This window comes from Aquidulcibacter paucihalophilus (assembly GCA_030285985.1).
Lineage (GTDB): Bacteria > Pseudomonadota > Alphaproteobacteria > Caulobacterales > Caulobacteraceae > Brevundimonas.
The window spans coordinates 2,219,402-2,244,956 of sequence record CP127384.1 but is presented as its reverse complement, the minus strand read 5'-3'; the positions used below and the strand labels follow the sequence as shown (position 1 = coordinate 2,244,956).

The following is a 25,555-nucleotide window of genomic DNA, read 5'->3' as shown; positions in this document are numbered from 1 at the left end:
ATCCCTCATCCCTGATCCCCGGCCTCCATGTCCCGTATCCTCATCACCTCGGCCCTGCCGTACATCAACGGCATCAAGCATCTGGGGAATCTGGCGGGCTCCATGCTGCCGGCGGATGTCTATGCCCGGTTCAAGCGGGCGCAGGGCCATGAGGTCCTCTACATTTGCGCCACCGATGAGCACGGCACCCCGGCCGAGCTGGCCGCCGCGGCCGCCGGTCAGGACGTGCGGACCTATTGCGACGAACAGCATGAGGTCCAGAAGGCGGCGGGCGAAGCGTTCGGCCTCAGCTACGACTGGTTCGGCCGGTCCTCGAACGCGCCCAACCAGCGGCTGACCCAGCATTTCGCCGAGGTGCTGGAGAAGAACGGCCTGATCGAGGAGCGGGTCGACCGGATGATCTATTCGGTCGACGACGCCCGCTTCCTGCCCGACCGCTATGTCGAGGGCACCTGTCCGCACTGCGGCCATGTCGGCGCGCGCGGCGACCAGTGCGACAACTGCGGGCGGCTGCTGGACCCCACCGACCTGATCGATCCCTATTCGGCGGTGTCGGGCTCGCGGAGCCTCGAGGTGCGGGACACCCGCCACCTCTATCTGCTGCAGACGAAGCTGGCGGACCGGATCCGGACGTGGATCAATTCCAAGACCGACTGGCAGACGCTGGCGAAGTCGATTGCCCTGAAACACCTCGATGAAGGGCTGATCGACCGGGGCATCACCCGTGACCTGAAATGGGGCGTGCCGGTGGTCGGTCCCGACGGCGGGCCGCGTCCCGGCATGGAGGGCAAGGTCTTCTATGTCTGGTTCGACGCCCCGATCGAATATATCGGCGCGACCGAGGAATGGGCCGATGCGACCGGGACCACCTGGCGCAACTGGTGGCGGACGGACGAGGGGGCGGACGACGTCCGCTACGTCCAGTTCATGGGCAAGGACAATGTCGCCTTCCACACCGTCAGCTTCCCGGCGACGATCCTGGGATCGGGCGAACCGTGGAAGACGGTCGACACGCTGAAGGCCTTCAACTGGCTGAACTGGTACGGCGGGAAATTCTCGACCAGCCAGAAGCGCGGCGTCTTCATGGACCAGGCGCTGGAGCTGCTGCCCGCCGACTACTGGCGCTGGCACCTGACGGCCTATGGGCCCGAGCATTCCGACGCCGCCTTCACCTGGGAGCAGTTCCAGTCGACGACGAACAAGGACCTGGCCGATGTGCTGGGCAATTTCGTCAACCGGATCGTGAAGTTCGCGGAGAGCAAATTCGACGGCGTCGTGCCGGACGCGGGCGAGCCCGGTCCGCTGGAGGTGAAGCTGGAGGCCGACCTGCGCGCCGGCATTGCCGAGGCCACGGCCCAGTTCGAGGCCATGGAGTTCCGCAAGGCGGCCGTGGCCCTGCGCGCCGTCTGGGTGCTGGGCAATGAATATCTGCAGGAGGCGGCCCCGTGGACCGCCTTCAAGACGGATGTGGACCGCGCCGCCGTCGGCGTGCGCACCGGCCTGAACCTCGTCGCCCTGTTCGCCCGTCTGGCCGCGCCGGTCATGCCGCATTCGGCGGTGAAGATCGGGGCGGCGGTCGGGGCGACGGATCTCAGCTGGCCGACGGCGGACGAGCCCCTGCTGGACGCCCTGCCGCACGGTCAGACCGTCGCGGCGGCGGGCGTGCTGTTCACCAAGATCGAGGACACCCAGGTGGCCGAATGGTCTGAACGCTTCGGCGGCTCGGACGCCTGACCATGGACCGGCCCGCCGCCTTCGTCAGGCTGCTGGCAGAAGACCAGGCCGAGGATCGTGCGCTGCTGGCCGGGGAGCCCGCCTATGTGGCCCTGCGCGAGCGGGACCGGGCGCGGCGTGAAGCGGTCATGGAACTGCTGTCGGACGGCTGGCCGGACGATGCGGACGCCCTCTATGCGGCCGCATGGGTTCTGAACCACGGCGATCTGACCGTGGAGGCCGCGCTGGGCAGCCGGCTTGCGGCGCGGGCCGCTGAGCTGGGTCGGCCCGGTGCGCGGTGGCTGGCCGCCGCGGCGCTGGACCGGTCGCTGATGTATGCGGAACAGCCCCAGAAATTCGGGACGAACATCGTGCCCGACGGCGTCGGCTGGCGGCTCTGGGATGTCGATCCGGCGACCACGGATGCCGAGCGGGTCGCCAACGACGTGCCGCCGCTGGCCGAGATGCAGGACCGCGCGGCGGCGATCACCACGCCCCAGCCTGATATGGCCGGGGCCCCGGAGTCGCTCAGGCGGGCGATGCGGCGCTGGGGGACGATGCCGGAGGCGTAGCGGTGGCCGGCGGCGCGTCCTGGCTTTCAACGCCCTTCAGGAATTTGGCCTTCTCTTCCTCGCTGATGTCGAGGAAGGCCGGGGCCGAGGCGTTGAAGGCGTCCATGCGGTCCGTCCGCACGATCACCGACCGCGCGCCGTCCCAGATCATGTGCACGGCGACATAGAGGACGATGACCAGACCGACGTAGCCGATCCAGCGATGTTTGGTCAGCAGCTTGGCGATGAAGGTCGCGGCGACGCCCATCAGGGCGATCGACAGGATCAGGCCGAAGACCATGATCCAGGGATGTTCGTGCGCCGCGCCGGCCACGGCCAGCACATTGTCCAGCGACATGGTGACGTCGGCGATCATGATCTGGATCAGGGCCGCGGCGAAGGTCTTGCGCTTGATCCCCAGGGCTTCGGGGGGCGGGCCGCCGCCATGGTGGGCGGACAGGGCGGTCTCCAGCTCGGCCTCGGCCTCGGCCTGGTCGTGGGTCTTCTGCTCCTGCAGTTCGCGCCACATCTTCCAGCAGACCCACAGCAGCAGGACGCCGCCGGCGAGCAGCAGGCCGATGATGGCCAGCAGCTGAACGGTGATCAGGGCGAAGCCGATGCGCAGGACGACAGCGGCGGCCAGGCCGATCAGAATGGCCTTCTTGCGCTGTTCGGGCGCGAGGGCGGCGGCGGCGAGGCCGACGGCCACGGCGTTGTCGCCGGCCAGCACAAGATCGATCATCAGCACCTGGCCGAGGGCGGTGGCCTGGCTGGCGAGTTCGGGAGACGAGAGGAATTCCATGGCGCGCGTCTAGGGCAGTGAGTGGGGCGGGGGCAAGCGGTGATCGATCAGGGAAATCAGGACGTCTGTTTCCGGTTGGCCTCATAGAGCGCCACCGCGGCGGCGTTGGAAACGTTCAGGCTCTCGAATCCGCCCGGCATGGGGATCCGGGCCATGGTGTCGCAATGTTCGGCCACCAGACGGCGGATGCCGTCGCCTTCCGAGCCCATGACCAGAACGGTCGGGCGGTCGTCCAGCGCCTGTTCCAGCGTCAGTTCGGCCGAACCGTCGAGGCCGACCGCGCGCCAGCCCATGTCGGCCAGCGTCTCAAGCGCCCGGCTGAGATTGGTCACCCGCGCGCAGGGCAGGCGCTCGGTGGCACCGGCCGAGGCCTTGGCCAGGGCACCGGCGAGGGCGGGCGAGTGGCGGTCCTGGACCACGATCCCCCTGGCCCCGAAGGCCAGGGCCGACCGGAAGATGGCCCCGACGTTCTGGGGGTCGGTCAGCTGGTCCAGCATGACGATGACGCCGCCGTCCCCGGCGATGTCCTCCAGCGCCACGCCTTCCAGCGGCTGGACCTTGAAGGCCAGACCCTGGTGCACGGCACCGGGCGGCAGCATGCGGTCGAGGGCCTGGACCTCGATGATCTCGATCCTGTGGCCGTTGGCCAGTTTGTCGCGTTCCAGTTCGGCGGCGCGATCGGCGGTCGCCAGCAGGCGGCCCATGCCCTTGCGGGCCGGATTGGCGAGCGCGGCGATGACCGGATGGCGGCCCCAGACGAAATTGTCGGCGTCGGCCTTGGCCCGCGAAGCGCGCGGTGCGGAATCAGAGAAGGCCTTCGGCTTGGGATTGGGGTTCCAGCCGCCGCGGTCGGGACCGCCCGCAGACGGACCCTTGGCACCGCCTCCGGGCCCGCCGGCGCGGGGCGCGGACCGGTCGCCGAAGGCCGGTTTTTTGCCCGATTTCCGGTCGTTGCGTTCTGGATTTCTCGACACTATAAGACGCCCTCCGATTTGGAGCCCTGAGGGCTTTCGGGTCTGTCGCCCCTCCTAAACCAGGCGACGCAGGACACCGAGAGCTTTTGTTGTTTCGACGACCGAAAGGTCGCCGGCGCATCGGTCCGACGGTTCGAAAACGCGCTGGGGGAATGTCCCGAGCGGCAAAGGGGGGGGACTGTAAATCCCCTGCGTAAGCTTCGCAGGTTCGAGTCCTGCTTCCCCCACCACGCGCTTTCGAAACGAGGGGCCGGACCCCATATCGGGTCGGCGGTCAAAGGCTTTCGGGCCTGAGGCCGTCTCCGTGCGGGTATAGTACAATGGTAGTACAGCAGCCTTCCAAGCTGAATATGTCGGTTCGATTCCGTCTACCCGCTCCAGAATTCTCTAGCTGACCAACGCCCCCTTCCGGGCCACAGGAGTTTTGGCCATGGCCAAGGAAAAGTTCGAACGTAACAAGCCGCACTGCAACATCGGCACGATTGGTCACGTTGACCACGGCAAGACGACGCTGACGGCGGCGATCACGATGGTTCTGGCCAAGGCCAGCGGCGGCAAGGCGATGAACTACGCCGACATCGACGCGGCCCCGGAAGAAAAGGCCCGCGGCATCACGATCAACACGGCGCACGTCGAGTATGAGACGGCCAACCGTCACTACGCCCACGTCGACTGCCCCGGCCACGCCGACTATGTGAAGAACATGATCACGGGTGCCGCGCAGATGGACGGCGCGATCCTGGTGGTTTCGGCCGCTGACGGCCCGATGCCGCAGACGCGCGAGCACATCCTGCTGGCCCGTCAGGTCGGCGTGCCGGCCCTGGTCGTCTACCTGAACAAGGTCGACCTGGTGGACGACGCCGAGCTGCTCGAGCTGGTCGAGATGGAAGTGCGCGAGCTGCTTTCGTCGTACCAGTTCCCGGGCGACGACATTCCGATCACGGCGGGTTCGGCCAAGGCCGCGACCGACGGCGTGAACCCGGAAATCGGCGAGCAGTCGGTGATCAAGCTGATGCAGACTGTGGATGACTACATCCCGCAGCCGGCGCGTCCGCTGGACCTGCCGTTCCTGATGCCGGTGGAAGACGTCTTCTCGATCTCGGGCCGCGGCACCGTGGTCACGGGTCGCGTCGAGCGCGGCATCGTCAAGGTCGGCGAGGAAGTCGAGATCGTCGGCATCCGTCCGGTCCAGAAGACGACCTGCACGGGCGTGGAAATGTTCCGCAAGCTGCTGGACCAGGGCCAGGCGGGCGACAACGTCGGCGTGCTGCTGCGCGGCACCAAGCGTGAAGACGTCGAGCGCGGTCAGGTTCTGTGCAAGCCGGGTTCGATCACCCCGCACACCAAATTCCTGGCCGAGGCCTACATCCTGACCAAGGAAGAGGGCGGCCGTCACACCCCGTTCTTCACCAACTACCGCCCGCAGTTCTACTTCCGCACCACGGACGTGACCGGCATCGTGCACCTCAAGGAAGGTGTCGAGATGATCATGCCCGGCGACAACGCCGAGCTGAACGTCGAGCTGATCACCCCGATCGCCATGGAAGAGAAGCTCCGCTTCGCCATCCGTGAAGGCGGCCGCACCGTCGGCGCCGGCGTCGTCTCCAAGATCACCGAGTAAGCGATCTTCTGACGATCTGAATGCAGACGGCCCCGGAGGAAACTCCGGGGCCGTTTTGCTGACCGGGCCTCCGCCGCCCGGTCAGATGAACCGCACCACCACGCCCGGCTTGACCCCGGCCGCCAGTTGTTCGGCGTCCCAGTTGGTCAGGCGGACGCAGCCGTTCGACGCGGTCTTGCCGATCTTCGACGGGTCGGGCGAGCCATGGATGCCATAGGTGTCGCGCGACAGGTCGATCCAGACCGTGCCGACCGGATTGTTCGGACCGGCCGGCACCACGATCCGTGCGTCGCCGCGGTCGTAGCTGACGCGATCGGGGTCGTAGGTGTAGTTCGGTTCAGGGGCCACGCCGACCACGGTGACCGTGCCGGACGGGGCCGGGCGCTCGCTCGAGCCGATGGTGGCCGGGTAGAAGGCCAGCAGGGTTCCTGCCTCGTCGAAGGCGCGGGCCGAGCGTTCGGTCTTGTCGATGACGATGTGGGCGACCCCCGTCAGGGGTGTGTCATTGACGGCGGGGACCACGAGGATCTGGCCGGCGCGCCGGAAGTCGACGCCGGGGTTCAGGCCCTGCAGCAGCGCCTCGGTGACATGGAAGCGCTCGGCCAGACGTTCGAGGGCGCCGGTGAAATTGGTGCCTGCGCGTGCGGTCGTGGCCAGGTCGGCGCCGGCGGGCGGGCTGAACGGCCCGGCGAGGTCGGCGGCGGTCAGGGTATAGCGCGTCATGACCGGGCTCGTATCGGCGGCGGCCAGGGCCTGCAGCAGGGCCGCGTCGGCGTCCCCGGTCTCACCGAGGCCATTCGCCTTGCGCCAGGCGGCGATGGCCTGGCGGGTATTCTCGCCGCCCAGCCCGTCGATCACGCCCGGCGAGAAGCGCGAGCGGTCCAGCAGGATCTGCAGCCGCACCATGCCGGCGTCGGGGGCATAGGCGGCCGGCGCTGCGTCCCCGGACGGCGGCCTCGCCGGACGCAGGTCCGGCCGCGGGAGACCCGCCTCGATCTGGCTCGCGGTCAGAAGCGGTTGGGGCGCGGCCGCTTCGGTGGGCTCGGGCGACCCGGCCGGAGCCGGAGCCGGTGCCTGGCAGGCGGTGAGGGCGAACAGGCTGGCGGAGGCGAGGATCAGGCGAAAGGACATGGGATTCCGGATGGTTGAGGTCCGGTCCGAACCCCTCACTCGGCCGCCTGTTCCAGCACGGTCGCGGCGCCGGACTGCGGGTCAGGGATTGGGCTTGCCCGTGGCCGGATCGGTGGCGGTCTCGCCGGAGTTGGATGAGCCCTCCGAACCCTCAGGTTCTGTCGCCGGATGCGGTGGTTCGCCCTCGCGCGCAGGCGTTCGCTGGTCTTCCGTCTCGGTTTCGCGATTGTCGGGCCGGGCGGGTGTGGACATGGGTGCTCCGTTGAATTGCCTGCAGGGGCAACGTCCGTCCCGCGCCAAGGCTCCGGACAGACTTCGTTCACCATGAACGCTCACCGGCCTGAAACGGGCGCCGGGTTAGACGTCGTGGGAAAGGCGTCCGGCATGGGGCGCCGAAGGACGGCTGCATGACTTCGCTGAAGGTAGACATCGTCGGGATCGACACGCTCGGCGAGGCTGAGTGGACGACCTGGCGCGCCATGCTGGCCGCCAACCCCGCGCTGGCCAGTCCCTATTTCCGTCCCGAGTTCGCCCGCGTGGCCGGCCAGGTCAGTCCGAGGGCGGCGGTGGCGGTGTTCTCCCGCGGGGGCGAGACCGTCGGCTTCTTCCCGCACCAGCGGCGTGGCGGCGCCATGCAGCCGCTGGCGGCGCCCATGAACGACTATCACGGCCTCATCGCCTTCCCGGGCGGGGCACCGTCGCTGGAAGAGGCCGCCGGGGCGCTGGACGCCACCCGGCTGAACCTCACCGCCTGGGTCGGGCCGACCGCCCTGGGTGAGGATCGCCGTACGGTCCAGGTCGAGCTGGGCGACGCCGGCTATGACGGCTGGTACGCCGAGCGGCGCGCGACCCACGGCAAATTCTTCAAGGACAAGGAACGGGCCCGTCGCAGCATGGAGGCCGAACTCGGTCCCATGCGGGTCGAGGAGGACCTGCGCGATCCGGCGCTGCTGGACTGGCTGATCGACCTCAAGCGCGACCAGTACCGGCGCACGGGCCGGCACGACATCTTCGCCTGCGGCTGGACCGCCGATCTGCTGCACGCTCTGCTCAAGGAAGACGGTGCCGGCTTCGGCGCCTCGATGGCCGCCCTGTGGGCCGGCGACCGGCTGACGGCGGTGGAATATTCGCTGCACGCGGGGGACCAGTATCATTTCTGGTTCCCGGGCTATGAGCCCAGCCTGGCGCGCTGCTCGCCGGGCATCCTGCTGAGCCTCGACACCATGCAACTGGCCTCGGTGCGCGGCTATCGCACCTTCGACTTCGGGTTCGAGGGCGAGCACTACAAGAAATATTTCTGCAACGGCTTCAAGCTGGTGCGCGAGGCCGTGGTGCTGAGGCCCGGCCTCGGCGCGACCATGAGCCAGGCGGCCGTCGGGGCGCTGAATCTGGCGGGCAGCGGGCGCGGCGAACGCCTGCGCACCAGCGTGCGCCGTCGCTGGGCCGCTATCGAGGCCTGCGAGACCACGCCGGCGGCCCGGATGAAGGGCGCCATGCAGGCGGCGGGTGCCGCCCTTGCCAAGGTCCGTACGACCGCAAACCGCATTCCGGCCTGAGACAGATGAAAAGCAACCTCCAGACCCGCACCCGCTACGCCGGCCCGATCGCCGAGGCCGGGGTCCACCCCCACAGTCTGGTCGAGCAGGGCTTCGCGACCGACGAGGCGCTGGCCGCCGTGCTGGACCGCTATCCGGCCGAGCTGTTCGACATCAATCTCTATGACTACGACGATGAGGGTCAGGTCTCGCTGCGCACCGGGGCCCGGGGCAGGCTGGACGGAGCGGAACTGCTCGCCGCGATCCAGCAGGGTCGTCTGTGGGTCAATCTGCGCTCGGTCGAGACCGGCTGGCCCGAACTCTGGGTCGCGGCCATGGGCGAGTTCGGCAAGGTCCAGGCGGCCTATCCGGGCCTGCGGGCGGTGAAGAACGCCGGCCAGCTGATCCTGTCCTCGCCCAAGGCGCGGGTGCCCTATCATTTCGACGCCGCGGGCGTGGTGCTGTTCCACATGCGCGGCCGCAAGCGGATCTTCGTCTATCCGGGCGACGAGGCCCATCTGGCCGAGGTCGACATGGAACAGGTGGTGTCGCGCCAGACCACCGAGGAACTGCCCTATGTCCGCGCCTTCGAGGCCGACGCCCAGATCGTGGACCTGGAGCCGGGCCAGGCCCTGACCTGGCCGATCTATGCGCCGCACCGGGTCGAGAACCTCGACCGGTTCTGCGTCTCCCTGTCGATGGATTTCCAGACCTGGACCTCGCGCCTGCGCAACGGGGCCCTGTTCACCAACGCCGTGCTGCGCAGCCGGGGTGCCCGGCCGCGCATGACGGACCGGATGGCCACGCCCGAGCTCGCCGCCCGCTGGGCCGCTTCCCTCGCCCTGAAGCGGGCCGGCGCGCTGAAGAGCCGGCTGGAAAGCTTCGAGCGCGACTTCGAACCGGAGGTCGGCGTGGCGGACGGGGCAGGGGCCTTGCGCGGCTGAACGCGCGGCGGGCCTTTCCTTACATCGAGGTCATGACCTCGATTTAAGCTGACTTGGCGGCGGGGTGGTCGCACCTTTCGGGCACATTCCGGAGAGGGAACCCGTGTCATGAAACCCGTTATCACGTCCGCCGTCATCGCCGCCGTCGCCGCCATGGCGGCCCCCGCCTTCGCCAAGGATGGCCCCGAGGTCGAAATCGACCACGCCGTCGCCCGCGTCGCCGTCATCGTCGAGGATCGCGCCGACATCGCCGTCGAGGTCGAACAGGGCTCGTCCGGCCTGCCGGCCATCCAGGTGACCCGTGTCGGCAATGAGGTTCGTATCGATGGGGGACTGCGCCGCCGCGGCTTCCTCAATCGCCGCGACAGCATTCAGGAATGCCGCTCCGGTCCCGACAACGCCGCACGCCCCGGCGACGGTGCCTCGGTCGAGGTGCGAGACCATGGTCGGATCAATATCTCGGATGCGCCGTTGATCGTCATCCGTACGCCGCGCCAGGTGAACGTATCGGCGTCAGGCGCGGTGTTCGGTTCGGTCGGTCGGGGCGCATCCTCCGTCGACCTGGGCGCAAGCGGCTGCGGCTACTGGAATGTCGCAAATACGGAAGGCCCGGTATCGCTCAGCATCGCCGGATCCGGTGACATGCGCGCCGGAACGTCAGCCTCGCTGGACATCAGCATCGCTGGATCGGGTTCGGCTTCGGGGGGCGTGACGCGCGAACTTGATGTCTCCATCGCGGGTTCGGGGGACGTCGCTGTCGCACGGATCGACGGGCCGATGGGTGTCTCCATTGCCGGTTCAGGCGATGTCGTGGTTCGCGACGGGACCAGCCCCGAAGTCAGTATCAGCATCATGGGCTCGGGCGACGTCACCTTCGGCGGCGTGGCCGGAGACGTCGATGTTTCGATGGCCGGCGGTGGCGACGTGACCATCGCCCGCGCTACCGGCGCCGTCAGCCGCTCCATCGCCGGCAGCGGAGATATTCGCATCGGCAGCTGATCCCCCTCAGCCGCCGCGAGTGAGAAGGCCCGGGAGCGTGGAACCCTCCGGGCCTTTTTCCTTGCCCGCTGCAGGACGGACGCATGCACAGCAAAAACCCCCGGCGGATCGCTCCGCCGGGGGTTCTGTCTGTCAGACTGTCAGCCGGTTGGGCTTACAGGATGCCGAGCAGGGAGCCGATGCCCACGCCCGATGCGCCGGCGCCGGCGCGGTCACGCGACTGCTGGTCGCCGCCGAAGGAGTAGCGGACGCCGACGTTGAAGCTGTCGACTTCCAGGTCGAGGTCGCCCAGGTCCGAACGGGCGTAGCCGGCGGTCACCGAGAACGGCGTGGCACCGATGTCGTATTCCGCGCCGATGCCGTAGGTCCAGGCGTCCACGTCAGCCTCGTCCACCGAGTCATAGGTGATGCCGGCGTTCAGGCGCAGGCTGGGGGTGACGTAGAAGGCGGCGTCGGCCCCGGCCGTCCAGATCTCGACGCCGTCGACGTCCGTGTAGGCCACGACGCCGGTCAGGGTCGAGTTGGCCAGGTATTTCTGGGCGCGGAAGCCACCGGTCCAGGCGGTGTCGTTGCCCGCGTCCGACGCGGCGACGAAGCCGCCGAGACGCATGTCGGAACCGAACATCCGCGACAGGCCGACCGAACCGGTGCCGGCGGTGTCGTCGTCACCGAGGAACTCGGTGTTGGTGACGTCGGCGGCGAGGGTGACGGTCCACTCACCGAAGGCCGGCATGGCGGAGACGCCGTTCAGGGACCAGCTTTCCAGGTCGGCATCGCCGAGGGGGGTGTCGATGCTGGTGTCGGTGTAGCTGACGCCGATCGAGCCGGCCGGACCGTCCTGGGCCAGGGCGGGGGCGGCGGCGAGGGTGGCGATGGCGGTCGAGAGGAGGAGGAGAGACTTCATGGATTTTCCTTTTTGGGCGGCGTCGGGGAGACGCAACGCCAGACCGCCCCGCTATCAGCGCCTATCCGGGCGCTGCTATTACAAAGTCGTCACAAAACAGCGACTTGGGGCTGGTGTGTCCAGGCGGCCACGCAATGTGGCACCGCTGCGGCGATCCTGCGGACAGATAGCGGCGGACCTTTGCCTCGCTGTCAGAAACCGGAGGGACCGGGGGCAGGGTGGCCGGCGCCCGGGCTGGCGCTGTCCAGGTGCAGAATCGGCCATGAAAGCCTTCAGCCCCGCGCCAAGCGCCCTCCTTATACTGGCCGCTGCCGCGCCGGCGACGGCACGGACGCCGCCGGACGGACTGACCGGGAGGGTGCTGAACGAGATCAACGGGGCCTATCTCGACCGCACCGAGTGGCTCAATAACCCGGCGCGGGACACGCGCGTACCTGGGCGGGGGGCTTCCGGCCGGTCGACAAACCGGACTCCGGCCTGACGTCCCGAGGGGCGTCCCCGCTGAACAGGCGCAAACCGGGGCTCCGACACAGTTTCGCCGCTTGACGAAGCGGGACTCAATCGTCATAAGCGCCAACTCTTGTTGGACCGGCTGTGCACCCCACGTGATTTTGGGATGCAGACGCGGTTCGCAGGAACGACCTGAGACCCTGTTCTTTGCAGTGACCCAGGACTTCAACGGCCTTCGCGGTTCGCTGCGTGGGCCGATCGTTTTTGCGGACGTGCGTACTCTGAAGGCCTTACGGCCTGAAGACCTCCGGTCTTTGAAATGGTTCACAGGGACGCAGGTTCGCCTGCTTGGGAATAGCTACCGATATGGATCAAAGCATCCGCATCAGGCTCAAGGCCTTCGATCACCGCGTCCTCGACTTTTCGACGCGCGAAATCGTCAACACGGCCAAGCGCACCGGCGCGACCGTTCGCGGTCCGATCCCGCTGCCGACCCTGATCGAAAAGTTCACCGTGAACCGCTCGCCGCACGTCGACAAGAAGTCGCGCGAGCAGTTTGAAATCCGCACGCACAAGCGTGTCCTCGATATCGTCGACCCCACCCCGCAGACTGTGGACGCGCTCATGAAGCTCGACCTGTCCGCCGGTGTGGATGTCGAGATCAAGATTTAATAAGAAAGAGGCGGGATCCGATGCGCACGGGCGTGATCGCCAAGAAACTGGGTATGACGCGTGTCTTCGCTGAAGACGGCGCGCATGTTCCAGTCACGATCTTGCAGCTGGATGGCTGTCAGGTCGTGGGTCAGCGGACTCAGGAGCGGGACGGCTACGTCGCCCTGCAGCTGGGTGCTGGCTCCAAAAAGGCCAAGAATACCAACAAGGCTCAGCGCGAATCTTTCGCCAAGCTTGAAGTTGAACCCAAGGCCTATGTCACCGAGTTCCGCATCGATGCGGACGCCATGATGGAAGTGGGCTCCGAGTTCTCGGCTGACCACTTCGTCGCCGGCCAGAAGGTCGACGTCCAGGCCGAGACCATCGGCAAGGGCTTCGCCGGCGCCATGAAGCGCTGGAACTTCGGCGGTCTGCGGGCGACCCACGGCGTCTCGGTCTCGCACCGTTCGCACGGTTCGACCGGTCAGCGTCAGGATCCGGGCAAGACGTTCAAGGGCAAGAAGATGGCCGGCCACTACGGCACGGAAGTCGTCACCACCCAGAACCTCACCGTGTTCCGCGTCGACGTCGAGCGTGGCCTGCTGCTGATCAAGGGCGCTGTCCCCGGTCACGAAGGCACCTGGGTCAAGGTTCGCGACGCCATCAAGAAGGCCCGTCCGGCCGACGCCCCGTTCCCCGGTGGCGTGAAGTCCAAGGGCGGTTCGGCTGCTGCGGCTCAACCGGCTGAAACGCCGGCTGAAGAGGCCCCGGCCGTCGAAACCACCGAAGGCGGTGAAGCGTAATGAAACTCTCGGTCATCAAACTCGACGGCAAGGCCGCCGGTGACGTCGACCTGTCGGACGCCGTTTTCGGCATCACCGACATCCGCGGCGACATCCTGGCCCGTTACGTCAACTGGCAACTGGCCAAGCGCCGTGCCGGCACCCACAAGGTCCAGACCCGGAACGAGAACTCTCGCACCGGCAAGAAGATGTACAAGCAGAAGGGAACCGGCGGCGCTCGTCACGGTTCGCGTCGCGCCCCGCAGTTCGTCGGTGGTTCGCGCGCCTTCGGCCCGGTCGTTCGCGACCACGGCTTCTCCCTGCCCAAGAAGGTTCGCGCCCTGGCCCTGCGTCACGCGCTATCGGCCAAGGTCGTCGCCGGTGATCTGGTCGTCGTCGACAGCCTCTCGCTGAAGGACGCCAAGACCGCCGGTCTGCGCGAAACCCTCGGCAAGCTGGGCTGGACCCGCACGCTGATCATCGCCGGTCCGGAAGTCGACACGAACTTCGGTCTGGCGGCTCGCAACATCCCGATGGTCAACGTCCTGCCGAACGCCGGCCTGAACGTCTACGACATCCTGCGCGCGGACAAGCTGGTGCTGACCAAGGCGGCTGTTGAAGCCATCGAGGCCACCTACGCCGACTACACCCCGTCGCGTCGTGAAGCCGAGGCCGCCAAGGCCGCCAAACCGGCTGCCAAGACGAAGAAGGAGGCCGCGTAATGGCTGGCGCCAACCCCACCGCAAAACACTACGACACCATCCTGGCTCCGATCATCACGGAAAAGGCCACGATCCTGTCGGAGCAGAACAAGGTCGTCTTCCGCGTTGCCGGAACCTCGACCAAGGATGAGATCGCCGCTGCGGTCGAAAGCCTGTTCAAGGTCAACGTCCTGAAGGTCAACACCCTCGTCCAGAAGGGCAAGACCAAGCGCTTCCGCGGCATCATGGGCCGTCGGGTCGACATCAAAAAAGCGATCGTGACGCTGGCTGAAGGCCAGTCGATCGACGTCACCACGGGGCTCTGATCAGATGGCCTTGAAGACTTACAATCCGACATCGCCGGGCCGTCGCGCCCTGGTGCTGATCGACCGTTCGGAGCTGCACAAGGGCCGCCCCGAGAAGTCGCTGACCGAAGGCCTGACCAAGTCGGGCGGCCGGGGCGCTGGCGGTCGTATCGCCGTTCGCTTCCGCGGCGGTGGTGCCAAGACGCTGTACCGCAAGATCGACTTCAAGCGCCGGAAGTTCGCCACGGCGACCGTCGAGCGTCTGGAATACGATCCGAACCGGACCGCCTTCATCGCCCTCATCGTCTATGAGGACGGCGAAAAGGCCTACATCATCGCGCCGCAACGCCTGAAGGCGGGTGACTCGGTGGTTGCCGGTGAAAAGGTCGACGTGAAGCCGGGCAATGCGATGCCGCTGCGCTCGGTGCCGGTCGGCACGATCATCCACAACGTCGAAATGAAGCCGGGCAAGGGCGCCCAGCTGGCCCGTTCGGCCGGTGCCTACGCCCAGCTCGTCGGTCGCGACGCCGGCTACGCCCAGATCCGTCTGGGCTCGGGCGAGCTTCGCATGGTCCTGGACGGCTGCATGGCCACGGTGGGCGCGGTTTCGAACCCCGACCACATGAACCAGAACCTCGGCAAGGCCGGCCGCGTCCGTCACATGGGCTGGCGTCCGCACGTTCGCGGCGTCGCCATGAACCCGATCGACCACCCGCACGGTGGTGGTGAAGGCCGGACCTCTGGTGGTCGTACCCCGGTTACGCCGTGGGGCAAGGACACCAAGGGAACCCGCACCCGCAAGAACAAGGCGACGGACAAGTTCATCATCCGTACCCGCCACGTTAAGAAGGCTCGCTAAAGATGGCCCGCTCCTCCTGGAAAGGCCCGTTTGTCGACGGGTATCTGCTCAAGAAGGCCGACGCCGTCTCGACGTCGGGCCGCAAGGACGTGATCAAGACCTGGTCGCGCCGTTCCACCATCCTGCCGCAGTTTGTCGGCCTGACCTTCGGCGTCCACAACGGCCTCAAGCATGTGCCGGTGTCCGTCTCCGAAGAAATGGTCGGCATGAAGCTCGGCGAGTTCGCCCCGACCCGGAACTTCCCGGGCCACGCGGCGGACAAGAAGGCCAAAAGGAAGTAACTGATGGCCCAGACAAAAAACCCCCGTCGGGTCGCCCCGACCGAAGCGCGCGCCAAGCTGGTGAACGTCCGGATCAGCCCTCAGAAGCTGAACCTGGTCGCCCAGTCGATCCGCGGCCTGCCGGTGCAGAAGGCGCTGAACGAGCTGGAATTCAGCCGCAAGCGCATCGCCACCGACGTCCGCAAGGTGCTGTATTCGGCCGTTTCGAACGCCGAGAACAACCACAACCTCGACATCGACAACCTGGTCGTCGCCGAGGCCTTCGTGGGCAAGAACCTGGTGATGAAGCGTTTCGCGAGCCGTGCTCGTGGTCGCTCGTCGCGCATCCTGAAACCTTTCGCGGAGATCACCATCGTGGTTCGCGAAGCCGGTGAGGCCGCCTGATGGGTCAGAAAATCAATCCGATTGGTCTGCGCCTCGGTATCAACCGTACGTGGGACAGCCGTTGGTTCGCCCGCGGCGGCGAATACGCCAAGCTGCTGCACCAGGACCTCAAGCTGCGCACGTGGCTGAAGGAACGCCTGAACGCCGCCGGCGTGTCGCGCATCATCATCGAGCGTCCGCACAAGAAGTGCCGCGTGACGATCTATGCCGCCCGTCCGGGTGTCGTGATCGGCAAGAAGGGCGCTGACATCGAGAAGCTCCGCAAGGACATCTCGGCGCGCACCGAGGGTGAAGTTCACCTGAACATCGTCGAAGTGCGCAAGCCCGAGACGGACGCCCAGCTGATCGCCGAGAACATCGCGCAGCAGCTGGAACGCCGTATCGCCTTCCGCCGCGCCATGAAGCGTTCGATGCAGTCGGCCATGCGTCTCGGCGCCAAGGGCGTCCGCATCAACGTGTCGGGCCGCCTCGGCGGCGCGGAAATCGCGCGGATGGAATGGTATCGCGAAGGCCGTGTGCCGCTGCACACCCTGCGCGCCGACATCGACTACGGCTTCATCCAGGCCAAGACGACCTACGGCATCATCGGTGTCAAAGTCTGGGTCTTCAAGGGTGAGGTGCTCGAGCACGATCCGATGGCCCAGGACAAGCGCTGGGCTGCCGAGGCTGCTGGTCCGTCGTCCAACGAAGGCCGTGAACGCGGCGGTCCCCGCGGTGATCGCGGTCCGCGCCGCGACCGGGCACGTGAGAGCTAAGTCATGCTGCAACCGAAGAAAACCAAGTACCGCAAGGCCTTCAAGGGCCGCATCCACGGTGCCGCCAAAGGCGGCTTCTCACTGAACTTCGGGTCCTACGGCCTGAAGACGGTGGAGCCGGAACGCATCACCGCGCGTCAGATCGAGGCGGCCCGCCGCGCGATCACCCGCCAGATGAAGCGTCAGGGCCGCGTCTGGATCCGCGTGTTCCCCGACCTGCCCGTCACGGGCAAGCCGGCCGAAGTCCGCATGGGCAAGGGCAAGGGCGCCGTGGATCACTGGGCGGCGCGCTGCCACCCGGGCCGGATCCTGTTTGAAATCGACGGCGTGCCGGACGACATCGCCCGCGAGGCCCTGCGTCTTGGCGCCGCCAAGCTGCCGGTCCGTACGAAGGTGGTCACCCGCCTCGACGCCGGTGTCTCGCACGTGGAGCACGTAGGCGCATGACCAAGATCGCCGACCTTCGGGCCCAGACGCCCGACCAGCTGGCCGATGAGCTTCTGAAGCTCAAGAAGGAACAGTTCAACCTGCGCTTCCAGGCCGCCACCGGCCAGATGGAAAAGACCCATCGGGTCTCGGAAGTGCGCAAGGACATCGCCCGCATTTCCACGCTCCTGCGTGCAAATCGCGCAGCGGTTTAAGGAAACGAAGATGCCGAAACGAGTTCTCGAAGGCGTGGTCGTCTCCGACAAGGGCGACAAGACTGTCGTCGTCGTCGTCCAACGCACGCTGCTGCACCCGGTCCTGAAAAAGATCGTGCGCCTGTCCAAGAAGTATCACGCTCATGACGAAGCCAACGCCCTCAAGGTGGGCGACCAGGCCCGCATCATCGAGTGCGCCCCCAAGTCCAAGCTGAAGCGCTGGGAAGTCCTGTCGGACTCCTCGGCCTCCGCTTCGTAATCAGAAAGATCTGATCCTATGATCCAGATGCAAACTAACCTGGAGGTAGCCGATAATTCGGGTGCTCGCCGGGTCATGTGCATCAAGGTGTTGGGCGGCTCCAAGCGCCGCTACGCCTCGGTGGGCGACACCATTGTCGCCTCGGTGAAGGAAGCCATTCCTCGCGGCCGCGTGAAGAAGGGCGACGTCGTGCGCGCCATCGTCGTGCGCACCGCCAAGGACATCATGCGCAAGGACGGCTCTGTCATTCGCTTCGACAAGTCGGCCGCCGTCATCGTCAACAAGCAGAACGAGCCCGTCGGCACGCGGATCTTCGGCCCGGTTCCCCGCGAACTGCGCGCCAAGAACCACATGAAGATCATCTCTCTGGCTCCGGAGGTCCTGTAGTCATGGCCGCCAAGATCAAAACCGGCGACAACGTCGTGGTGCTCACGGGCAAGGACAAGGGCCGCACCGGCAAGGTGACCAAGGTCCTGCCGGCCACGAACCGCGTCATGGTGCAGGGGATCAACATGGTCCAGCGCCACACCCGCCCGACCCAGGCCGACCCCCAGGGCGGCATCAAGAACAAGGAAGCGTCGCTTCACCTGTCGAACGTCGCGATCGCCGACGCCAACGGCAAGGCGGCCCGCGTCGGCTTCCGCATGGAAGGCGACAAGAAGGTCCGCTTCGCCAAGACGACGGGAGACGTCATCTAATGGCCGACACCAAATACACCCCGCGCCTCAAGAGCGAATACAACGACCGCATCAAGGGCGTGCTGACCGAGAAGTTCGGCTACACCAACCCGATGCAGATGCCCAAGCTGGACAAGATCGTCCTGAACATGGGCATCGGTGAAGCCGTGGCTGACTCCAAGAAGGCGACTGCCGCCCTCAAGGACCTGGCCGCCATCGCCGGTCAGAAGCCCGTCGCCACCAAGGCCCGTAACTCCATCGCCGGCTTCAAGCTGCGCGAAGGCATGGTCATCGGCGGCAAGGTCACCCTCCGCGGCGACCAGATGTACGAGTTCCTCGACCGCCTGATCACGATCGCGCTGCCGCGCGTGAAGGATTTCCGCGGCCTGAAGCCGACCTCGTTCGACGGTCGCGGCAACTACGCCATGGGCCTCAAGGAACACATCGTGTTCCCCGAGATCAACTACGACCAGATCGACCAGATGTGGGGCATGGACATCATCGTCTGCACCACGGCCAGGACTGATGACGAGGCGCGCGCGCTTCTCACCGAGTTCAAGTTCCCGTTCGTGACGAACTGAGCGGGAAGGGAAAGAAACCATGGCTAAGAAAAGCGCCGTAAACCGCAACGAGATGGTCAAGGCCCTCGTCGCGAAGTACGCCGACAAGCGTGCCGCCCTGAAGGCGACCGCCAACAACGAATCCCTGCCTCTCGAGGAGCGCTTCGAGGCGCGCCTCAAGCTGGCCAAGCTGCCGCGCAACTCGGCCGCCAACCGGATTCGCAACCGCTGCGAAGTGACGGGCCGTCCGCGGGCCTTCTATCGCAAGCTCAAGATGAGCCGTATCGCGCTTCGTGAACTCGGCAACCTGGGTCAGATCCCGGGTCTGACCAAGTCCAGCTGGTAAGGGGAGCGACAGACATGATGATCAACGATCCCCTGAGCGACATGATCGCCCGCATCCGGAACGCGCACATGCGCAAGCGTTCCAAGGTGCTCACCCCGGCTTCCCGCCTGCGCCAGCGCGTCCTCGACGTGCTGCAGGACGAGGGCTACATCCGCGGCTATTCGCTGGTTCAGAACCCCGGCGAGTTCCCGCAGTTCGAGATCGAGCTGAAATACTTCGACGGCCAGCCGGTCATCGCCGAGATCGCCCGCGTGTCCAAGCCGGGCCGCCGCGTCTACTCCGCGATCTCCGATCTGAAGCCGATCAAGAACGGCCTCGGCATCTCGATCCTCTCCACGTCCAAGGGCGTCATGTCGGACACCGCGGCTCGCGAAGCCAAGGTGGGCGGCGAAGTCCTCTGCAGGGTCTACTAAGATGTCCCGTATCGGAAAACGCACCATTGAAGTGCCGAAGGGCGTGACCGTCACGCTCGACGGCCAGACGGTCTCGGTGAAGGGTCCCAAGGGCGAACGCTCCTGGACCGTCGCCGACGAGATCGAAGTCAACCAGGGCGACGACGGCCTGAACCTGACCATGCGCGAAGACAACCAGCGTTCGCGGGCCATGTGGGGCCTCTCGCGCACCCTGGTCGACAACATGGTCGTCGGCGTCACCACGGGCTTTGAAAAGAGCCTGGACCTGGTCGGCGTCGGTTACCGCGCCGCGATGAAGGGCAACGCCCTGTCGCTGCAGCTCGGTTTCTCGCACGAAGTCGACATCCAGCCGCCTGCCGGCGTCACCTTCGCGGTGCCCAAGCAGACGGAAATCAAGATCTCCGGTGCTGACAAGCAGGCCGTGGGTCAGATCGCCGCCGTCATCCGCAAGCTGCGTCCGCCGGAGCCCTACAAGGGCAAGGGCGTCCGCTACACGGGCGAAAAGGTCCGGCGCAAGGAAGGCAAGAAGAAGTAGGTCATGGCTCTCTCTCTTCGACAACAAGCCCAGCGCCGCACCGAGCGCACTCGCCGCCGCCTGAAGGCTGTCGCCAACGGACGCCTGCGTCTGTCGGTGCACCGTTCGGACAAGAACATCTCGGCCCAGATCATCGACGACCTGAACGGCGTCACGATCGCCGCTGCTTCCTCGCTGGAAGGCGAGAAGGGCAAGAAGGCCAAGGGTTCCGACGTGGCGGCCGCCGCCCTGATCGGCAAACTGATCGCCGAACGCGCCATCGAGAAGGGCGTCAAGGACGTCGTCTTCGATCGCGGCGGTTACATCTATCACGGACGGGTGAAGGCGCTGGCGGAAGCCGCGCGTGAAGCCGGCCTGAATTTCTAAGGGACGCGACAGATGGCGCAAACACCCCAACGCGGCGGCGGCGGCAACGATCGCAACCGTCGTGACAACCGCAACGCTCCCGTCGACGGTCCGGATTCGGACATCGTCGAGAAGCTGGTTCACATCAACCGTGTCGCCGCCACCGTCAAAGGCGGTCGCCGGTTCTCGTTCGCGGCCCTGATGGTCGTCGGCGACGGCAAGGGCCGCGTCGGCTTCGGTCACGGCAAGGCGCGCGAAGTGCCGGAAGCCATCCGCAAGGCGACTGAAGAAGCCAAGAAGACCATGATCCGCGTTCCGCTTCGCGAGAACCGCACCCTGCACCACGACGGCAACGGCCGTTGGGGCGCCGGCAAGATCATGATGCGCGCTGCCCCTCCCGGGACCGGCGTCATCGCGGGCGGTCCGATGCGCGCCGTGCTCGAAACCCTCGGCGTCCAGGACGTCGTGGGCAAGTCGACCGGTTCGTCGAACCCCTACAACATGATCCGCGCCACGTTCGAGGCCCTCAAGGTCCAGTCGTCGCCCCGTCAGGTCGCGTCCAAGCGCGGCAAGAAGGTCGCCGATCTGATGGGTCGTCGCAACGACGGCGCCTCGGCTCCGGAAGCGGCGCCTGAAGCCCAGGAAGCCTGACCATGGCCAAGACCGAATCCAAAGCCACCGTCACCGTCCGCCAGACCGGCAGCCCGATCCGTCGCAAGTCGGACCAGCGCGCCACCCTGTCGGGCCTGGGTCTCAACCGCATGGGCCGCGAGTCCACGCTGGAAGACACTCCTTCGGTTCGCGGCATGATCGCCAAGGTCGCCCATCTGACCGAGATCGTCGAAAAGTAAGCTGTTTCGCCCTCTCCCGAACCGGGGGAGGGCGTCTCGCGTCTTGCGATGCTGAAGGGGGCCGCCTAGAAGCGGCCCTTCAATTATTTCAACGCCGAGTCCGGGTCTGACCCGGGCGCTAGCACCCGAAAGGATCAGGCACATGAAACTGAACGAAATTCGCGACAACGAAGGCGCCCACAAGAAGCGCATGCGCGTCGGCCGCGGCCCGGGTTCGGGCAAGGGCAAGACTGCCGGTCGCGGCGTCAAGGGTCAGAAGTCGCGTTCGGGCGTCGCCATCGGCGGCTTCGAAGGCGGCCAGATGCCGCTGTACATGCGGATGCCCAAGCGCGGCTTCAACAATCCGGGCGCGCTGAAGCTGGCTGAAGTGAACCTGTGGCGCCTCCAGGACGCCATCGACGCCAAGAAGCTGGACATCAAGGGCGAGATCAAGGGCGACGCCCTGGTCGCTGCCGGCGTGATCCGTCGCGTCAAGGACGGCGTCCGCATCCTCGGCACCGGCGAGATCAAGTCCAAGCTGAACCTCGTCGTCTGGTCGGCCTCGGCCGGCGCCGTCAAGGCGATCGAAGCCGCTGGCGGCACCGTCGTCCAGGAGCGTATCGCTGCTGAAGCCAAGGCCGCTGCGCGCCTCGAGAAGCGCAACGCCGCCAAGGGCAAGGCTCCGCCCGCCAAGGCGCCGCGCGGCGACGCCAACAAGATCTCGGCCCGCACCACGCGGACTGCCGCCAAGAAATAAGCTTGAAGGGCGCCCTCGCTAAGCGGGCGCCCTTCGCCTATCTGGACGCTGGCGCCGGATTCAGGTCCGATGCGCCGCGTTCTGACCAGTCGGGGTGACGACATATGGCTTCGGCCGCCGAACAACTCGCAGCAAACATGAACATGGGCTCGTTCGCCAAGGCGACCGAGCTGCATAAACGTCTGCTGTTCACGCTCCTGGCGCTGCTGATCTACCGCATCGGCACCTATGTGCCGGTTCCCGGGATCAACTCGGAGGCCTTCCTGGCCTTCTTCCAGAATCCGGACAGCCAGCGCGGCGTCCTGGACATGGTCAACATGTTCTCGGGCGGCGCCGTTGAGCGGTTCGCCGTCTTCGCCCTGAACGTGATGCCCTATATTTCGGCGTCGATCATCGTCCAGCTCATGGGCGCGGTCTATCCGCCCTGGGAGAAGCTGAAGAAGGAAGGCGGCGAAAGCGGCCGCAAGCAGCTGAACCAGTACACCCGCTATCTGACCGTGGTGCTGGCCCTGTTCCAGTCGACGGGCATCGCCTTCGGCCTGAACGCCCAGCCCAATCTGATCGACACCCCGGGCCTGTTCTTCATCATCTCGACGGTCACCGTTCTGACCGGCGGCACCATGTTCCTGATGTGGCTCGGTGAGCAGGTGACGGCGCGCGGCGTCGGCAACGGTATCTCCCTGATCATTTTCGCCGGCATCGTCGCCGTCCTGCCGGGCACCGTCGCCCGTATGTTCGGCCTGGCCCAGCAGGGTCAGATGTCGCCCTTCACCCTGCTGTTCATCTCCGTGATGATGATCGCGGTCGTGGTCTTCATCGTCTTCATGGAACGCGCCCAGCGTCGGCTCCTGATCCAGTATCCCAAGCGCCAGGAAGGCAACCGGATGGCGGGGGGCGAGCGTTCGTTCCTGCCGCTGAAGGTCAACACCGCCGGCGTCATCCCGCCGATCTTTGCCTCGTCGCTGCTGATGCTGCCGACCACGGTCGCGCAGATGACCGCCAATGCGGACCTGCCGTCCTGGATGGACTGGCTGCCGCTGGTGACCGCCCAGATGCAGCACGGCCAGCCGATCTTCATGCTGCTGTACGGTGCGCTGATCATCTTCTTCTGCTTCTTCTACACCTCGATCACCTTCAACCCCGAGGACACGGCCGAGAACCTGCGGAAATACGGCGGCTTCCTGCCGGGCATCCGTCCGGGCAAGCGGACGGCGGAATATCTGGACTATGTCCTGACCCGTCTGACCGTGATCGGTGCCGCCTACATCACCGCGGTCTGCCTGCTGCCGGAAATGGTCATCGCCAACTTCGGGTCGGGCCTCGCCTTCGGCGGCACCTCGATCCTGATCGTGGTCTCGGTGACCATGGACACCGTGGCGCAGATCCAGTCCCAGCTGCTGGCGCACCAGTACGAAGGCCTGATCAAGAAGGCCAAGCTGCGCGGTCGCGGCAAGCCCTCCGGCAAGGGCGTCACCGCCCCCGCCCGGCGCTAGAGCCGGCCGGGGAGGGGCGGCGATGAACCTGATCCTGTTCGGACCGCCGGCGGCGGGCAAGGGCACCCAGGCCAAGCGTCTGGTCGAGGCTCGCGGCATGGTCCAGCTTTCGACCGGCGACATGCTGCGCGAGGCCATCGCCTCGGGCTCCGAGCTCGGGCGTGAGTGCCAGGCCATCATGTCGCGTGGCGAACTGGTGTCCGACGCCATCGTCATCGCCCTGATCGAAGCCCGGCTGAAAGAGGCCGGGGACGCCGGCGGGGCCATCTTCGACGGCTTCCCGCGCACCGTGGCCCAGGCTGTGGCCCTCGACGCCATGCTGGCCAAGCTGGGCAAGCAGATCGACCATGTGATCCGGCTCAAGGTCGATGACGCCGCCCTGCTGGATCGGGTCGCCGTCCGCTTCGCCGACCAGGGCCGCCCGGACGACAATCCGGAGAGCTTCAAGGTCCGGCTCGACGCCTACAACCGCAACACCGCGCCGCTGCTGCCCTACTATGCCGACAAGGGCCTGCTCAGCGAGATCGACGGCATGGGGGCCATCGCCACCGTCGCCGCCGCCATCGACGCGGTGCTGGACGGCCCGGCCGCCTGAACCTGACCTGACCGATCCGGTGTCCCGCGCGTTCAGTCGTGCGTGATAGGATCGGCCCGTGACTTCTAAAGCTCCACTGTTGACCAGGGACCGGCTGCGCAAGCTGGGCTTCGTCGTGGGCGTCACCGCGGCGCATCTGGGCGTGTTCAGCATCATGGCCCGCGCCGACGCGCCGGTCCCGCTGCCCGATCCAGCGCCCCCGATCAGCGTCTTCCTGTTCCGGCCACCGCCACCGCCACCGCCCGCAGCCCCTGCGATGACGCAGGGCGGGGGCGCGCCGGCGGCCCCCTCACGCATCCACGTGACGCCCAGACCGGCGGACAAGGCACGTGAGCTGCCTGCGCCGCCCGTTCAGGCCCCCGAGCCGGCGCTGGTCGTCGGCGTGGCTGCGGTCGCCGGCCCGACGCCGGGCATGGGGCAGGGCGGTACGGGCACCGGCAGCGGCACAGGCGAGGGCGACGGGGACGGACCGGGTTCAGGCGGAACCGGACCGATGATCCTGCGCCCGGCCACCTCGGCCGAGATCCAGTCGGTCGCGCCGCCGCGGGTCCGCGGTGTGCGCCGCCCGCCGGGCCGGGTCGTGGTCAATTGCGTCATCCGCATCGATCAGCGCCTGGACGACTGCCGCATCATCGAGGAAAGCCCGCGCGGCTTCGGTTTCGGCGAGCAGGCGCTGCGGGCGACCGCCTTTTTCCGTTATCGCCCGCCGATGACCGCCTCCGGCCGACCGGTCGAAGGGCAGAGGGTCACCACCTTCGTCAATCTGGGGCGTTGAGACCGTCCGGGGCGGCCGACAACCGTTGACGAGCCGTGAATCCCCTGTATAAGGCGCGCTTCCGCGAAGGACGTCGGCGCTCCTGGTCTGTTGACCGGAGCGTTTGTTGCGTCCGTCAACGCGTATCTGGAGAGCTTCGTGGCCCGTATCGCTGGTGTCAACATCCCGACCAACAAGCGCGTAGAGATCGCGCTGCAGTACATCCATGGCATCGGCGCCCACGCCGCCAAGGAAATCACCTCGAAGGTCGGTATCGAATCCGCCCGTCGGGTGAACCAGCTGACCGACGCTGAGGTGCTGCAGATCCGCGAGACCATCGACCGCGATCACACCGTCGAGGGCGATCTGCGCCGCGAGACGTCCATGAACATCAAGCGTCTGATGGACCTGGCCTGCTACCGCGGCCTGCGTCACCGCAAGGGCCTGCCGGTCCGCGGCCAGCGCACCCACACCAACGCCCGCACCCGCAAGGGTCCCGCCAAGCCGATCGCCGGCAAGAAGAAGTAAGACAGACACATGGCCAAGGAACCGGGTCGCGTAAAGAAGCGCGAGCGCAAGAACATCACCTCGGGCGTCGCCCACGTGAATGCGTCCTTCAACAACACCATGATCACGATCACCGATGCCCAGGGCAACGCGATCTCGTGGTCGTCGGCCGGACACATGGGCTTCAAGGGTTCGCGCAAATCGACCCCGTACGCCGCCCAGATGGCCGCCGAAGACGCGGGCAAGAAGGCCCAGGAACACGGCGTCAAGACGCTGGAAGTCAACGTCTCGGGTCCCGGCTCCGGCCGTGAGTCGGCCCTGCGTGCCCTGCAGTCGGTCGGCCTGACCATCACCACCATCCGCGACGTCACGCCGATGCCGCACAACGGTTGCCGTCCGCCCAAGCGCCGCCGCGTCTAAGCGAACTGCGACTGACTATCTATTCCGCCGGTCCTGGCGCGCCTGACGAGGGGCGAGGGACCGGCGCTCCGTTTTCGAGGG

General features: G+C 66.7%; 36 protein-coding genes, 2 tRNA genes and 1 pseudogene. 34 read left to right on the top strand and 5 right to left on the bottom strand.

From position 1 onward, the window contains the following. Window positions 1–27 precede the first annotated feature (27 nt). Window positions 28–1,734, top strand: coding sequence for a methionine--tRNA ligase (gene metG, locus KB221_11105; GenBank protein WIY68634.1), 1,707 nt, complete (start codon window positions 28–30; stop codon window positions 1,732–1,734). A gap of 2 nt (window positions 1,735–1,736) precedes the next feature. Then, a complete protein-coding gene (locus tag KB221_11100; GenBank protein ID WIY68633.1) occupies window positions 1,737–2,285 on the top strand; it encodes a hypothetical protein in 549 nt (182 codons plus the stop codon). Here KB221_11100 and KB221_11095 read toward each other — a convergent pair. Beyond that, a complete protein-coding gene (locus KB221_11095) occupies window positions 2,242–3,066 on the bottom strand; it encodes a YjbE family putative metal transport protein (GenBank protein ID WIY68632.1) in 825 nt (274 codons plus the stop codon). The genes KB221_11100 and KB221_11095 overlap by 44 nt on opposite strands. 56 nt (window positions 3,067–3,122) lie before the next feature. Continuing rightward, window positions 3,123–4,040: a 23S rRNA (guanosine(2251)-2'-O)-methyltransferase RlmB gene (gene rlmB / locus KB221_11090; protein WIY68631.1), complete on the bottom strand. Its 918-nt coding sequence runs from the start codon at window positions 4,038–4,040 to the stop codon at window positions 3,123–3,125. A gap of 146 nt (window positions 4,041–4,186) precedes the next feature. On the opposite strand from rlmB, the gene KB221_11085 reads away from it, so the two are divergent. From KB221_11085 to tuf, 3 genes are all read left to right on the top strand, one after another. Further along, a tRNA-Tyr gene (locus tag KB221_11085) sits at window positions 4,187–4,270 on the top strand. A 76-nt stretch (window positions 4,271–4,346) separates the two neighbouring features. Next, window positions 4,347–4,420, top strand: a tRNA-Gly gene (locus tag KB221_11080). Window positions 4,421–4,470: 50 nt separating this feature from the next. Further along, entirely contained in the window at window positions 4,471–5,661 is a 1,191-nt protein-coding gene (gene tuf, locus KB221_11075) for an elongation factor Tu (protein WIY68630.1), read from the top strand. Between the two features lie 81 nt (window positions 5,662–5,742). Here the strand turns inward: tuf and KB221_11070 are convergent, their stop codons facing one another. Together KB221_11070 and KB221_11065 are read right to left on the bottom strand one after the other, a co-directional pair. Further along, window positions 5,743–6,792 carry a L,D-transpeptidase gene (locus KB221_11070; protein WIY68629.1) on the bottom strand — a complete coding sequence of 350 codons (1,050 nt, stop codon included), beginning with the start codon at window positions 6,790–6,792 and terminating at the stop codon, window positions 5,743–5,745. An 81-nt stretch (window positions 6,793–6,873) separates the two neighbouring features. Then, a complete protein-coding gene (locus KB221_11065) occupies window positions 6,874–7,044 on the bottom strand; it encodes a hypothetical protein (protein ID WIY68628.1) in 171 nt (56 codons plus the stop codon). Window positions 7,045–7,199: 155 nt separating this feature from the next. Between KB221_11065 and KB221_11060 the strand changes: the two genes are divergently transcribed. From KB221_11060 to KB221_11050, 3 genes are all read left to right on the top strand, one after another. After that, window positions 7,200–8,348 carry a GNAT family N-acetyltransferase gene (locus KB221_11060; protein WIY68627.1) on the top strand — a complete coding sequence of 383 codons (1,149 nt, stop codon included), beginning with the start codon at window positions 7,200–7,202 and terminating at the stop codon, window positions 8,346–8,348. A 5-nt stretch (window positions 8,349–8,353) separates the two neighbouring features. Continuing rightward, a complete protein-coding gene (locus KB221_11055) occupies window positions 8,354–9,271 on the top strand; it encodes a transcriptional regulator (protein ID WIY68626.1) in 918 nt (305 codons plus the stop codon). Window positions 9,272–9,379: 108 nt separating this feature from the next. Then, the gene (locus tag KB221_11050) at window positions 9,380–10,270 is read left to right on the top strand and encodes a DUF2807 domain-containing protein (GenBank protein WIY68625.1); all 891 of its coding nucleotides are present in this window, start codon (window positions 9,380–9,382) and stop codon (window positions 10,268–10,270) included. A gap of 154 nt (window positions 10,271–10,424) precedes the next feature. Here KB221_11050 and KB221_11045 read toward each other — a convergent pair whose 3' ends face one another. Continuing rightward, window positions 10,425–11,174 carry a hypothetical protein gene (locus KB221_11045; protein ID WIY68624.1) on the bottom strand — a complete coding sequence of 250 codons (750 nt, stop codon included), beginning with the start codon at window positions 11,172–11,174 and terminating at the stop codon, window positions 10,425–10,427. An 816-nt stretch (window positions 11,175–11,990) separates the two neighbouring features. On the opposite strand from KB221_11045, the gene rpsJ reads away from it, so the two are divergent. The 26 genes and pseudogenes from rpsJ (at window position 11,991) to rpsK (ending at window position 25,474) form a co-directional block, all read left to right on the top strand. Then, complete coding sequence (rpsJ, locus tag KB221_11040) at window positions 11,991–12,296, top strand: 30S ribosomal protein S10 (GenBank protein ID WIY68623.1); 306 nt, start codon at window positions 11,991–11,993, stop codon at window positions 12,294–12,296. Window positions 12,297–12,316: 20 nt separating this feature from the next. Next, a complete protein-coding gene (gene rplC, locus KB221_11035) occupies window positions 12,317–13,078 on the top strand; it encodes a 50S ribosomal protein L3 (GenBank protein ID WIY68622.1) in 762 nt (253 codons plus the stop codon). Next, window positions 13,078–13,779: a 50S ribosomal protein L4 gene (gene rplD, locus KB221_11030; protein WIY68621.1), complete on the top strand. Its 702-nt coding sequence runs from the start codon at window positions 13,078–13,080 to the stop codon at window positions 13,777–13,779. The genes rplC and rplD overlap by 1 nt, the downstream gene beginning before the upstream one ends. After that, window positions 13,779–14,084: a 50S ribosomal protein L23 gene (locus KB221_11025; protein WIY68620.1), complete on the top strand. Its 306-nt coding sequence runs from the start codon at window positions 13,779–13,781 to the stop codon at window positions 14,082–14,084. Before rplD ends, KB221_11025 begins: the two co-directional genes overlap by 1 nt. Before the next feature lie 4 nt (window positions 14,085–14,088). Then, complete coding sequence (gene rplB, locus KB221_11020) at window positions 14,089–14,922, top strand: 50S ribosomal protein L2 (protein WIY68619.1); 834 nt, start codon at window positions 14,089–14,091, stop codon at window positions 14,920–14,922. Between the two features lie 2 nt (window positions 14,923–14,924). Continuing rightward, entirely contained in the window at window positions 14,925–15,203 is a 279-nt protein-coding gene (gene rpsS / locus KB221_11015; protein WIY68618.1) for a 30S ribosomal protein S19, read from the top strand. Window positions 15,204–15,206: 3 nt separating this feature from the next. Next, window positions 15,207–15,587, top strand: a complete 381-nt coding sequence (gene rplV / locus KB221_11010) for a 50S ribosomal protein L22 (GenBank protein WIY68617.1) — start codon at window positions 15,207–15,209, stop codon at window positions 15,585–15,587. Further along, window positions 15,587–16,342, top strand: coding sequence for a 30S ribosomal protein S3 (rpsC, locus tag KB221_11005; protein WIY68616.1), 756 nt, complete (start codon window positions 15,587–15,589; stop codon window positions 16,340–16,342). The genes rplV and rpsC overlap by 1 nt, the downstream gene beginning before the upstream one ends. A 3-nt stretch (window positions 16,343–16,345) precedes the next feature. After that, on the top strand, window positions 16,346–16,789 hold the full coding sequence (gene rplP, locus KB221_11000) for a 50S ribosomal protein L16 (GenBank protein WIY68615.1): 444 nt from the start codon (window positions 16,346–16,348) through the stop codon (window positions 16,787–16,789). After that, window positions 16,786–16,983 (top strand): 50S ribosomal protein L29, encoded by a 198-nt coding sequence (gene rpmC, locus KB221_10995; GenBank protein ID WIY68614.1) that lies wholly within the window; start codon window positions 16,786–16,788, stop codon window positions 16,981–16,983. The genes rplP and rpmC overlap by 4 nt, the downstream gene beginning before the upstream one ends. 10 nt (window positions 16,984–16,993) lie before the next feature. Further along, complete coding sequence (gene rpsQ, locus KB221_10990) at window positions 16,994–17,242, top strand: 30S ribosomal protein S17 (protein ID WIY68613.1); 249 nt, start codon at window positions 16,994–16,996, stop codon at window positions 17,240–17,242. Window positions 17,243–17,260: 18 nt separating this feature from the next. Then, window positions 17,261–17,629 (top strand): 50S ribosomal protein L14, encoded by a 369-nt coding sequence (gene rplN, locus KB221_10985; protein WIY68612.1) that lies wholly within the window; start codon window positions 17,261–17,263, stop codon window positions 17,627–17,629. A 2-nt stretch (window positions 17,630–17,631) separates the two neighbouring features. After that, on the top strand, window positions 17,632–17,940 hold the full coding sequence (gene rplX / locus KB221_10980; GenBank protein ID WIY68611.1) for a 50S ribosomal protein L24: 309 nt from the start codon (window positions 17,632–17,634) through the stop codon (window positions 17,938–17,940). Further along, the gene (rplE, locus tag KB221_10975) at window positions 17,940–18,500 is read left to right on the top strand and encodes a 50S ribosomal protein L5 (GenBank protein ID WIY68610.1); all 561 of its coding nucleotides are present in this window, start codon (window positions 17,940–17,942) and stop codon (window positions 18,498–18,500) included. Before rplX ends, rplE begins: the two co-directional genes overlap by 1 nt. A 19-nt stretch (window positions 18,501–18,519) precedes the next feature. After that, window positions 18,520–18,825 carry a 30S ribosomal protein S14 gene (gene rpsN, locus KB221_10970; protein WIY68609.1) on the top strand — a complete coding sequence of 102 codons (306 nt, stop codon included), beginning with the start codon at window positions 18,520–18,522 and terminating at the stop codon, window positions 18,823–18,825. 14 nt (window positions 18,826–18,839) lie between these two features. Next, window positions 18,840–19,238 (top strand): 30S ribosomal protein S8, encoded by a 399-nt coding sequence (gene rpsH / locus KB221_10965; GenBank protein WIY68608.1) that lies wholly within the window; start codon window positions 18,840–18,842, stop codon window positions 19,236–19,238. A gap of 1 nt (window position 19,239) precedes the next feature. After that, on the top strand, window positions 19,240–19,773 hold the full coding sequence (rplF, locus tag KB221_10960; GenBank protein ID WIY68607.1) for a 50S ribosomal protein L6: 534 nt from the start codon (window positions 19,240–19,242) through the stop codon (window positions 19,771–19,773). Between the two features lie 3 nt (window positions 19,774–19,776). Continuing rightward, a complete protein-coding gene (rplR, locus tag KB221_10955) occupies window positions 19,777–20,139 on the top strand; it encodes a 50S ribosomal protein L18 (protein ID WIY68606.1) in 363 nt (120 codons plus the stop codon). A gap of 12 nt (window positions 20,140–20,151) precedes the next feature. Next, window positions 20,152–20,769, top strand: coding sequence for a 30S ribosomal protein S5 (rpsE, locus tag KB221_10950; GenBank protein ID WIY68605.1), 618 nt, complete (start codon window positions 20,152–20,154; stop codon window positions 20,767–20,769). 2 nt (window positions 20,770–20,771) lie between these two features. Next, window positions 20,772–20,969: a 50S ribosomal protein L30 gene (gene rpmD / locus KB221_10945; protein ID WIY68604.1), complete on the top strand. Its 198-nt coding sequence runs from the start codon at window positions 20,772–20,774 to the stop codon at window positions 20,967–20,969. Window positions 20,970–21,111: 142 nt separating this feature from the next. Beyond that, window positions 21,112–21,558: pseudogene (gene rplO, locus KB221_10940) on the top strand (50S ribosomal protein L15). 251 nt (window positions 21,559–21,809) lie between these two features. Further along, the gene (secY, locus tag KB221_10935; GenBank protein WIY68603.1) at window positions 21,810–23,198 is read left to right on the top strand and encodes a preprotein translocase subunit SecY; all 1,389 of its coding nucleotides are present in this window, start codon (window positions 21,810–21,812) and stop codon (window positions 23,196–23,198) included. Window positions 23,199–23,220: 22 nt separating this feature from the next. Then, window positions 23,221–23,793 (top strand): adenylate kinase, encoded by a 573-nt coding sequence (locus tag KB221_10930; GenBank protein WIY68602.1) that lies wholly within the window; start codon window positions 23,221–23,223, stop codon window positions 23,791–23,793. A 79-nt stretch (window positions 23,794–23,872) separates the two neighbouring features. Further along, a complete protein-coding gene (locus tag KB221_10925) occupies window positions 23,873–24,568 on the top strand; it encodes an energy transducer TonB (protein ID WIY68601.1) in 696 nt (231 codons plus the stop codon). A 138-nt stretch (window positions 24,569–24,706) separates the two neighbouring features. Then, the gene (rpsM, locus tag KB221_10920; protein ID WIY68600.1) at window positions 24,707–25,075 is read left to right on the top strand and encodes a 30S ribosomal protein S13; all 369 of its coding nucleotides are present in this window, start codon (window positions 24,707–24,709) and stop codon (window positions 25,073–25,075) included. 9 nt (window positions 25,076–25,084) lie between these two features. Next, the gene (gene rpsK, locus KB221_10915; GenBank protein ID WIY68599.1) at window positions 25,085–25,474 is read left to right on the top strand and encodes a 30S ribosomal protein S11; all 390 of its coding nucleotides are present in this window, start codon (window positions 25,085–25,087) and stop codon (window positions 25,472–25,474) included. Window positions 25,475–25,555: the final 81 nt, after the last annotated feature.

Bases quoted from the DNA above. Each gene is read 5' to 3' on its own strand.
- metG (WIY68634.1), top strand. From the start codon at position 28: ATGTCCCGTATCCTCATCACCTCGGCCCTGCCGTACATCAACGGCATC.
- KB221_11100 (WIY68633.1), top strand. From the start codon at position 1,737: ATGGACCGGCCCGCCGCCTTCGTCAGGCTGCTGGCAGAAGACCAGGCC.
- KB221_11095 (WIY68632.1), bottom strand. From the start codon at position 3,066: ATGGAATTCCTCTCGTCTCCCGAACTCGCCAGCCAGGCCACCGCCCTC.
- tuf (WIY68630.1), top strand. From the start codon at position 4,471: ATGGCCAAGGAAAAGTTCGAACGTAACAAGCCGCACTGCAACATCGGC.
- KB221_11070 (WIY68629.1), bottom strand. From the start codon at position 6,792: ATGTCCTTTCGCCTGATCCTCGCCTCCGCCAGCCTGTTCGCCCTCACC.
- KB221_11065 (WIY68628.1), bottom strand. From the start codon at position 7,044: ATGTCCACACCCGCCCGGCCCGACAATCGCGAAACCGAGACGGAAGAC.
- KB221_11060 (WIY68627.1), top strand. From the start codon at position 7,200: ATGACTTCGCTGAAGGTAGACATCGTCGGGATCGACACGCTCGGCGAG.
- KB221_11055 (WIY68626.1), top strand. From the start codon at position 8,354: ATGAAAAGCAACCTCCAGACCCGCACCCGCTACGCCGGCCCGATCGCC.
- KB221_11050 (WIY68625.1), top strand. From the start codon at position 9,380: ATGAAACCCGTTATCACGTCCGCCGTCATCGCCGCCGTCGCCGCCATG.
- KB221_11045 (WIY68624.1), bottom strand. From the start codon at position 11,174: ATGAAGTCTCTCCTCCTCCTCTCGACCGCCATCGCCACCCTCGCCGCC.
- rpsJ (WIY68623.1), top strand. From the start codon at position 11,991: ATGGATCAAAGCATCCGCATCAGGCTCAAGGCCTTCGATCACCGCGTC.
- rplC (WIY68622.1), top strand. From the start codon at position 12,317: ATGCGCACGGGCGTGATCGCCAAGAAACTGGGTATGACGCGTGTCTTC.
- rplD (WIY68621.1), top strand. From the start codon at position 13,078: ATGAAACTCTCGGTCATCAAACTCGACGGCAAGGCCGCCGGTGACGTC.
- KB221_11025 (WIY68620.1), top strand. From the start codon at position 13,779: ATGGCTGGCGCCAACCCCACCGCAAAACACTACGACACCATCCTGGCT.
- rplB (WIY68619.1), top strand. From the start codon at position 14,089: ATGGCCTTGAAGACTTACAATCCGACATCGCCGGGCCGTCGCGCCCTG.
- rpsS (WIY68618.1), top strand. From the start codon at position 14,925: ATGGCCCGCTCCTCCTGGAAAGGCCCGTTTGTCGACGGGTATCTGCTC.
- rplV (WIY68617.1), top strand. From the start codon at position 15,207: ATGGCCCAGACAAAAAACCCCCGTCGGGTCGCCCCGACCGAAGCGCGC.
- rpsC (WIY68616.1), top strand. From the start codon at position 15,587: ATGGGTCAGAAAATCAATCCGATTGGTCTGCGCCTCGGTATCAACCGT.
- rplP (WIY68615.1), top strand. From the start codon at position 16,346: ATGCTGCAACCGAAGAAAACCAAGTACCGCAAGGCCTTCAAGGGCCGC.
- rpmC (WIY68614.1), top strand. From the start codon at position 16,786: ATGACCAAGATCGCCGACCTTCGGGCCCAGACGCCCGACCAGCTGGCC.
- rpsQ (WIY68613.1), top strand. From the start codon at position 16,994: ATGCCGAAACGAGTTCTCGAAGGCGTGGTCGTCTCCGACAAGGGCGAC.
- rplN (WIY68612.1), top strand. From the start codon at position 17,261: ATGATCCAGATGCAAACTAACCTGGAGGTAGCCGATAATTCGGGTGCT.
- rplX (WIY68611.1), top strand. From the start codon at position 17,632: ATGGCCGCCAAGATCAAAACCGGCGACAACGTCGTGGTGCTCACGGGC.
- rplE (WIY68610.1), top strand. From the start codon at position 17,940: ATGGCCGACACCAAATACACCCCGCGCCTCAAGAGCGAATACAACGAC.
- rpsN (WIY68609.1), top strand. From the start codon at position 18,520: ATGGCTAAGAAAAGCGCCGTAAACCGCAACGAGATGGTCAAGGCCCTC.
- rpsH (WIY68608.1), top strand. From the start codon at position 18,840: ATGATGATCAACGATCCCCTGAGCGACATGATCGCCCGCATCCGGAAC.
- rplF (WIY68607.1), top strand. From the start codon at position 19,240: ATGTCCCGTATCGGAAAACGCACCATTGAAGTGCCGAAGGGCGTGACC.
- rplR (WIY68606.1), top strand. From the start codon at position 19,777: ATGGCTCTCTCTCTTCGACAACAAGCCCAGCGCCGCACCGAGCGCACT.
- rpsE (WIY68605.1), top strand. From the start codon at position 20,152: ATGGCGCAAACACCCCAACGCGGCGGCGGCGGCAACGATCGCAACCGT.
- rpmD (WIY68604.1), top strand. From the start codon at position 20,772: ATGGCCAAGACCGAATCCAAAGCCACCGTCACCGTCCGCCAGACCGGC.
- secY (WIY68603.1), top strand. From the start codon at position 21,810: ATGGCTTCGGCCGCCGAACAACTCGCAGCAAACATGAACATGGGCTCG.
- KB221_10930 (WIY68602.1), top strand. From the start codon at position 23,221: ATGAACCTGATCCTGTTCGGACCGCCGGCGGCGGGCAAGGGCACCCAG.
- rpsK (WIY68599.1), top strand. From the start codon at position 25,085: ATGGCCAAGGAACCGGGTCGCGTAAAGAAGCGCGAGCGCAAGAACATC.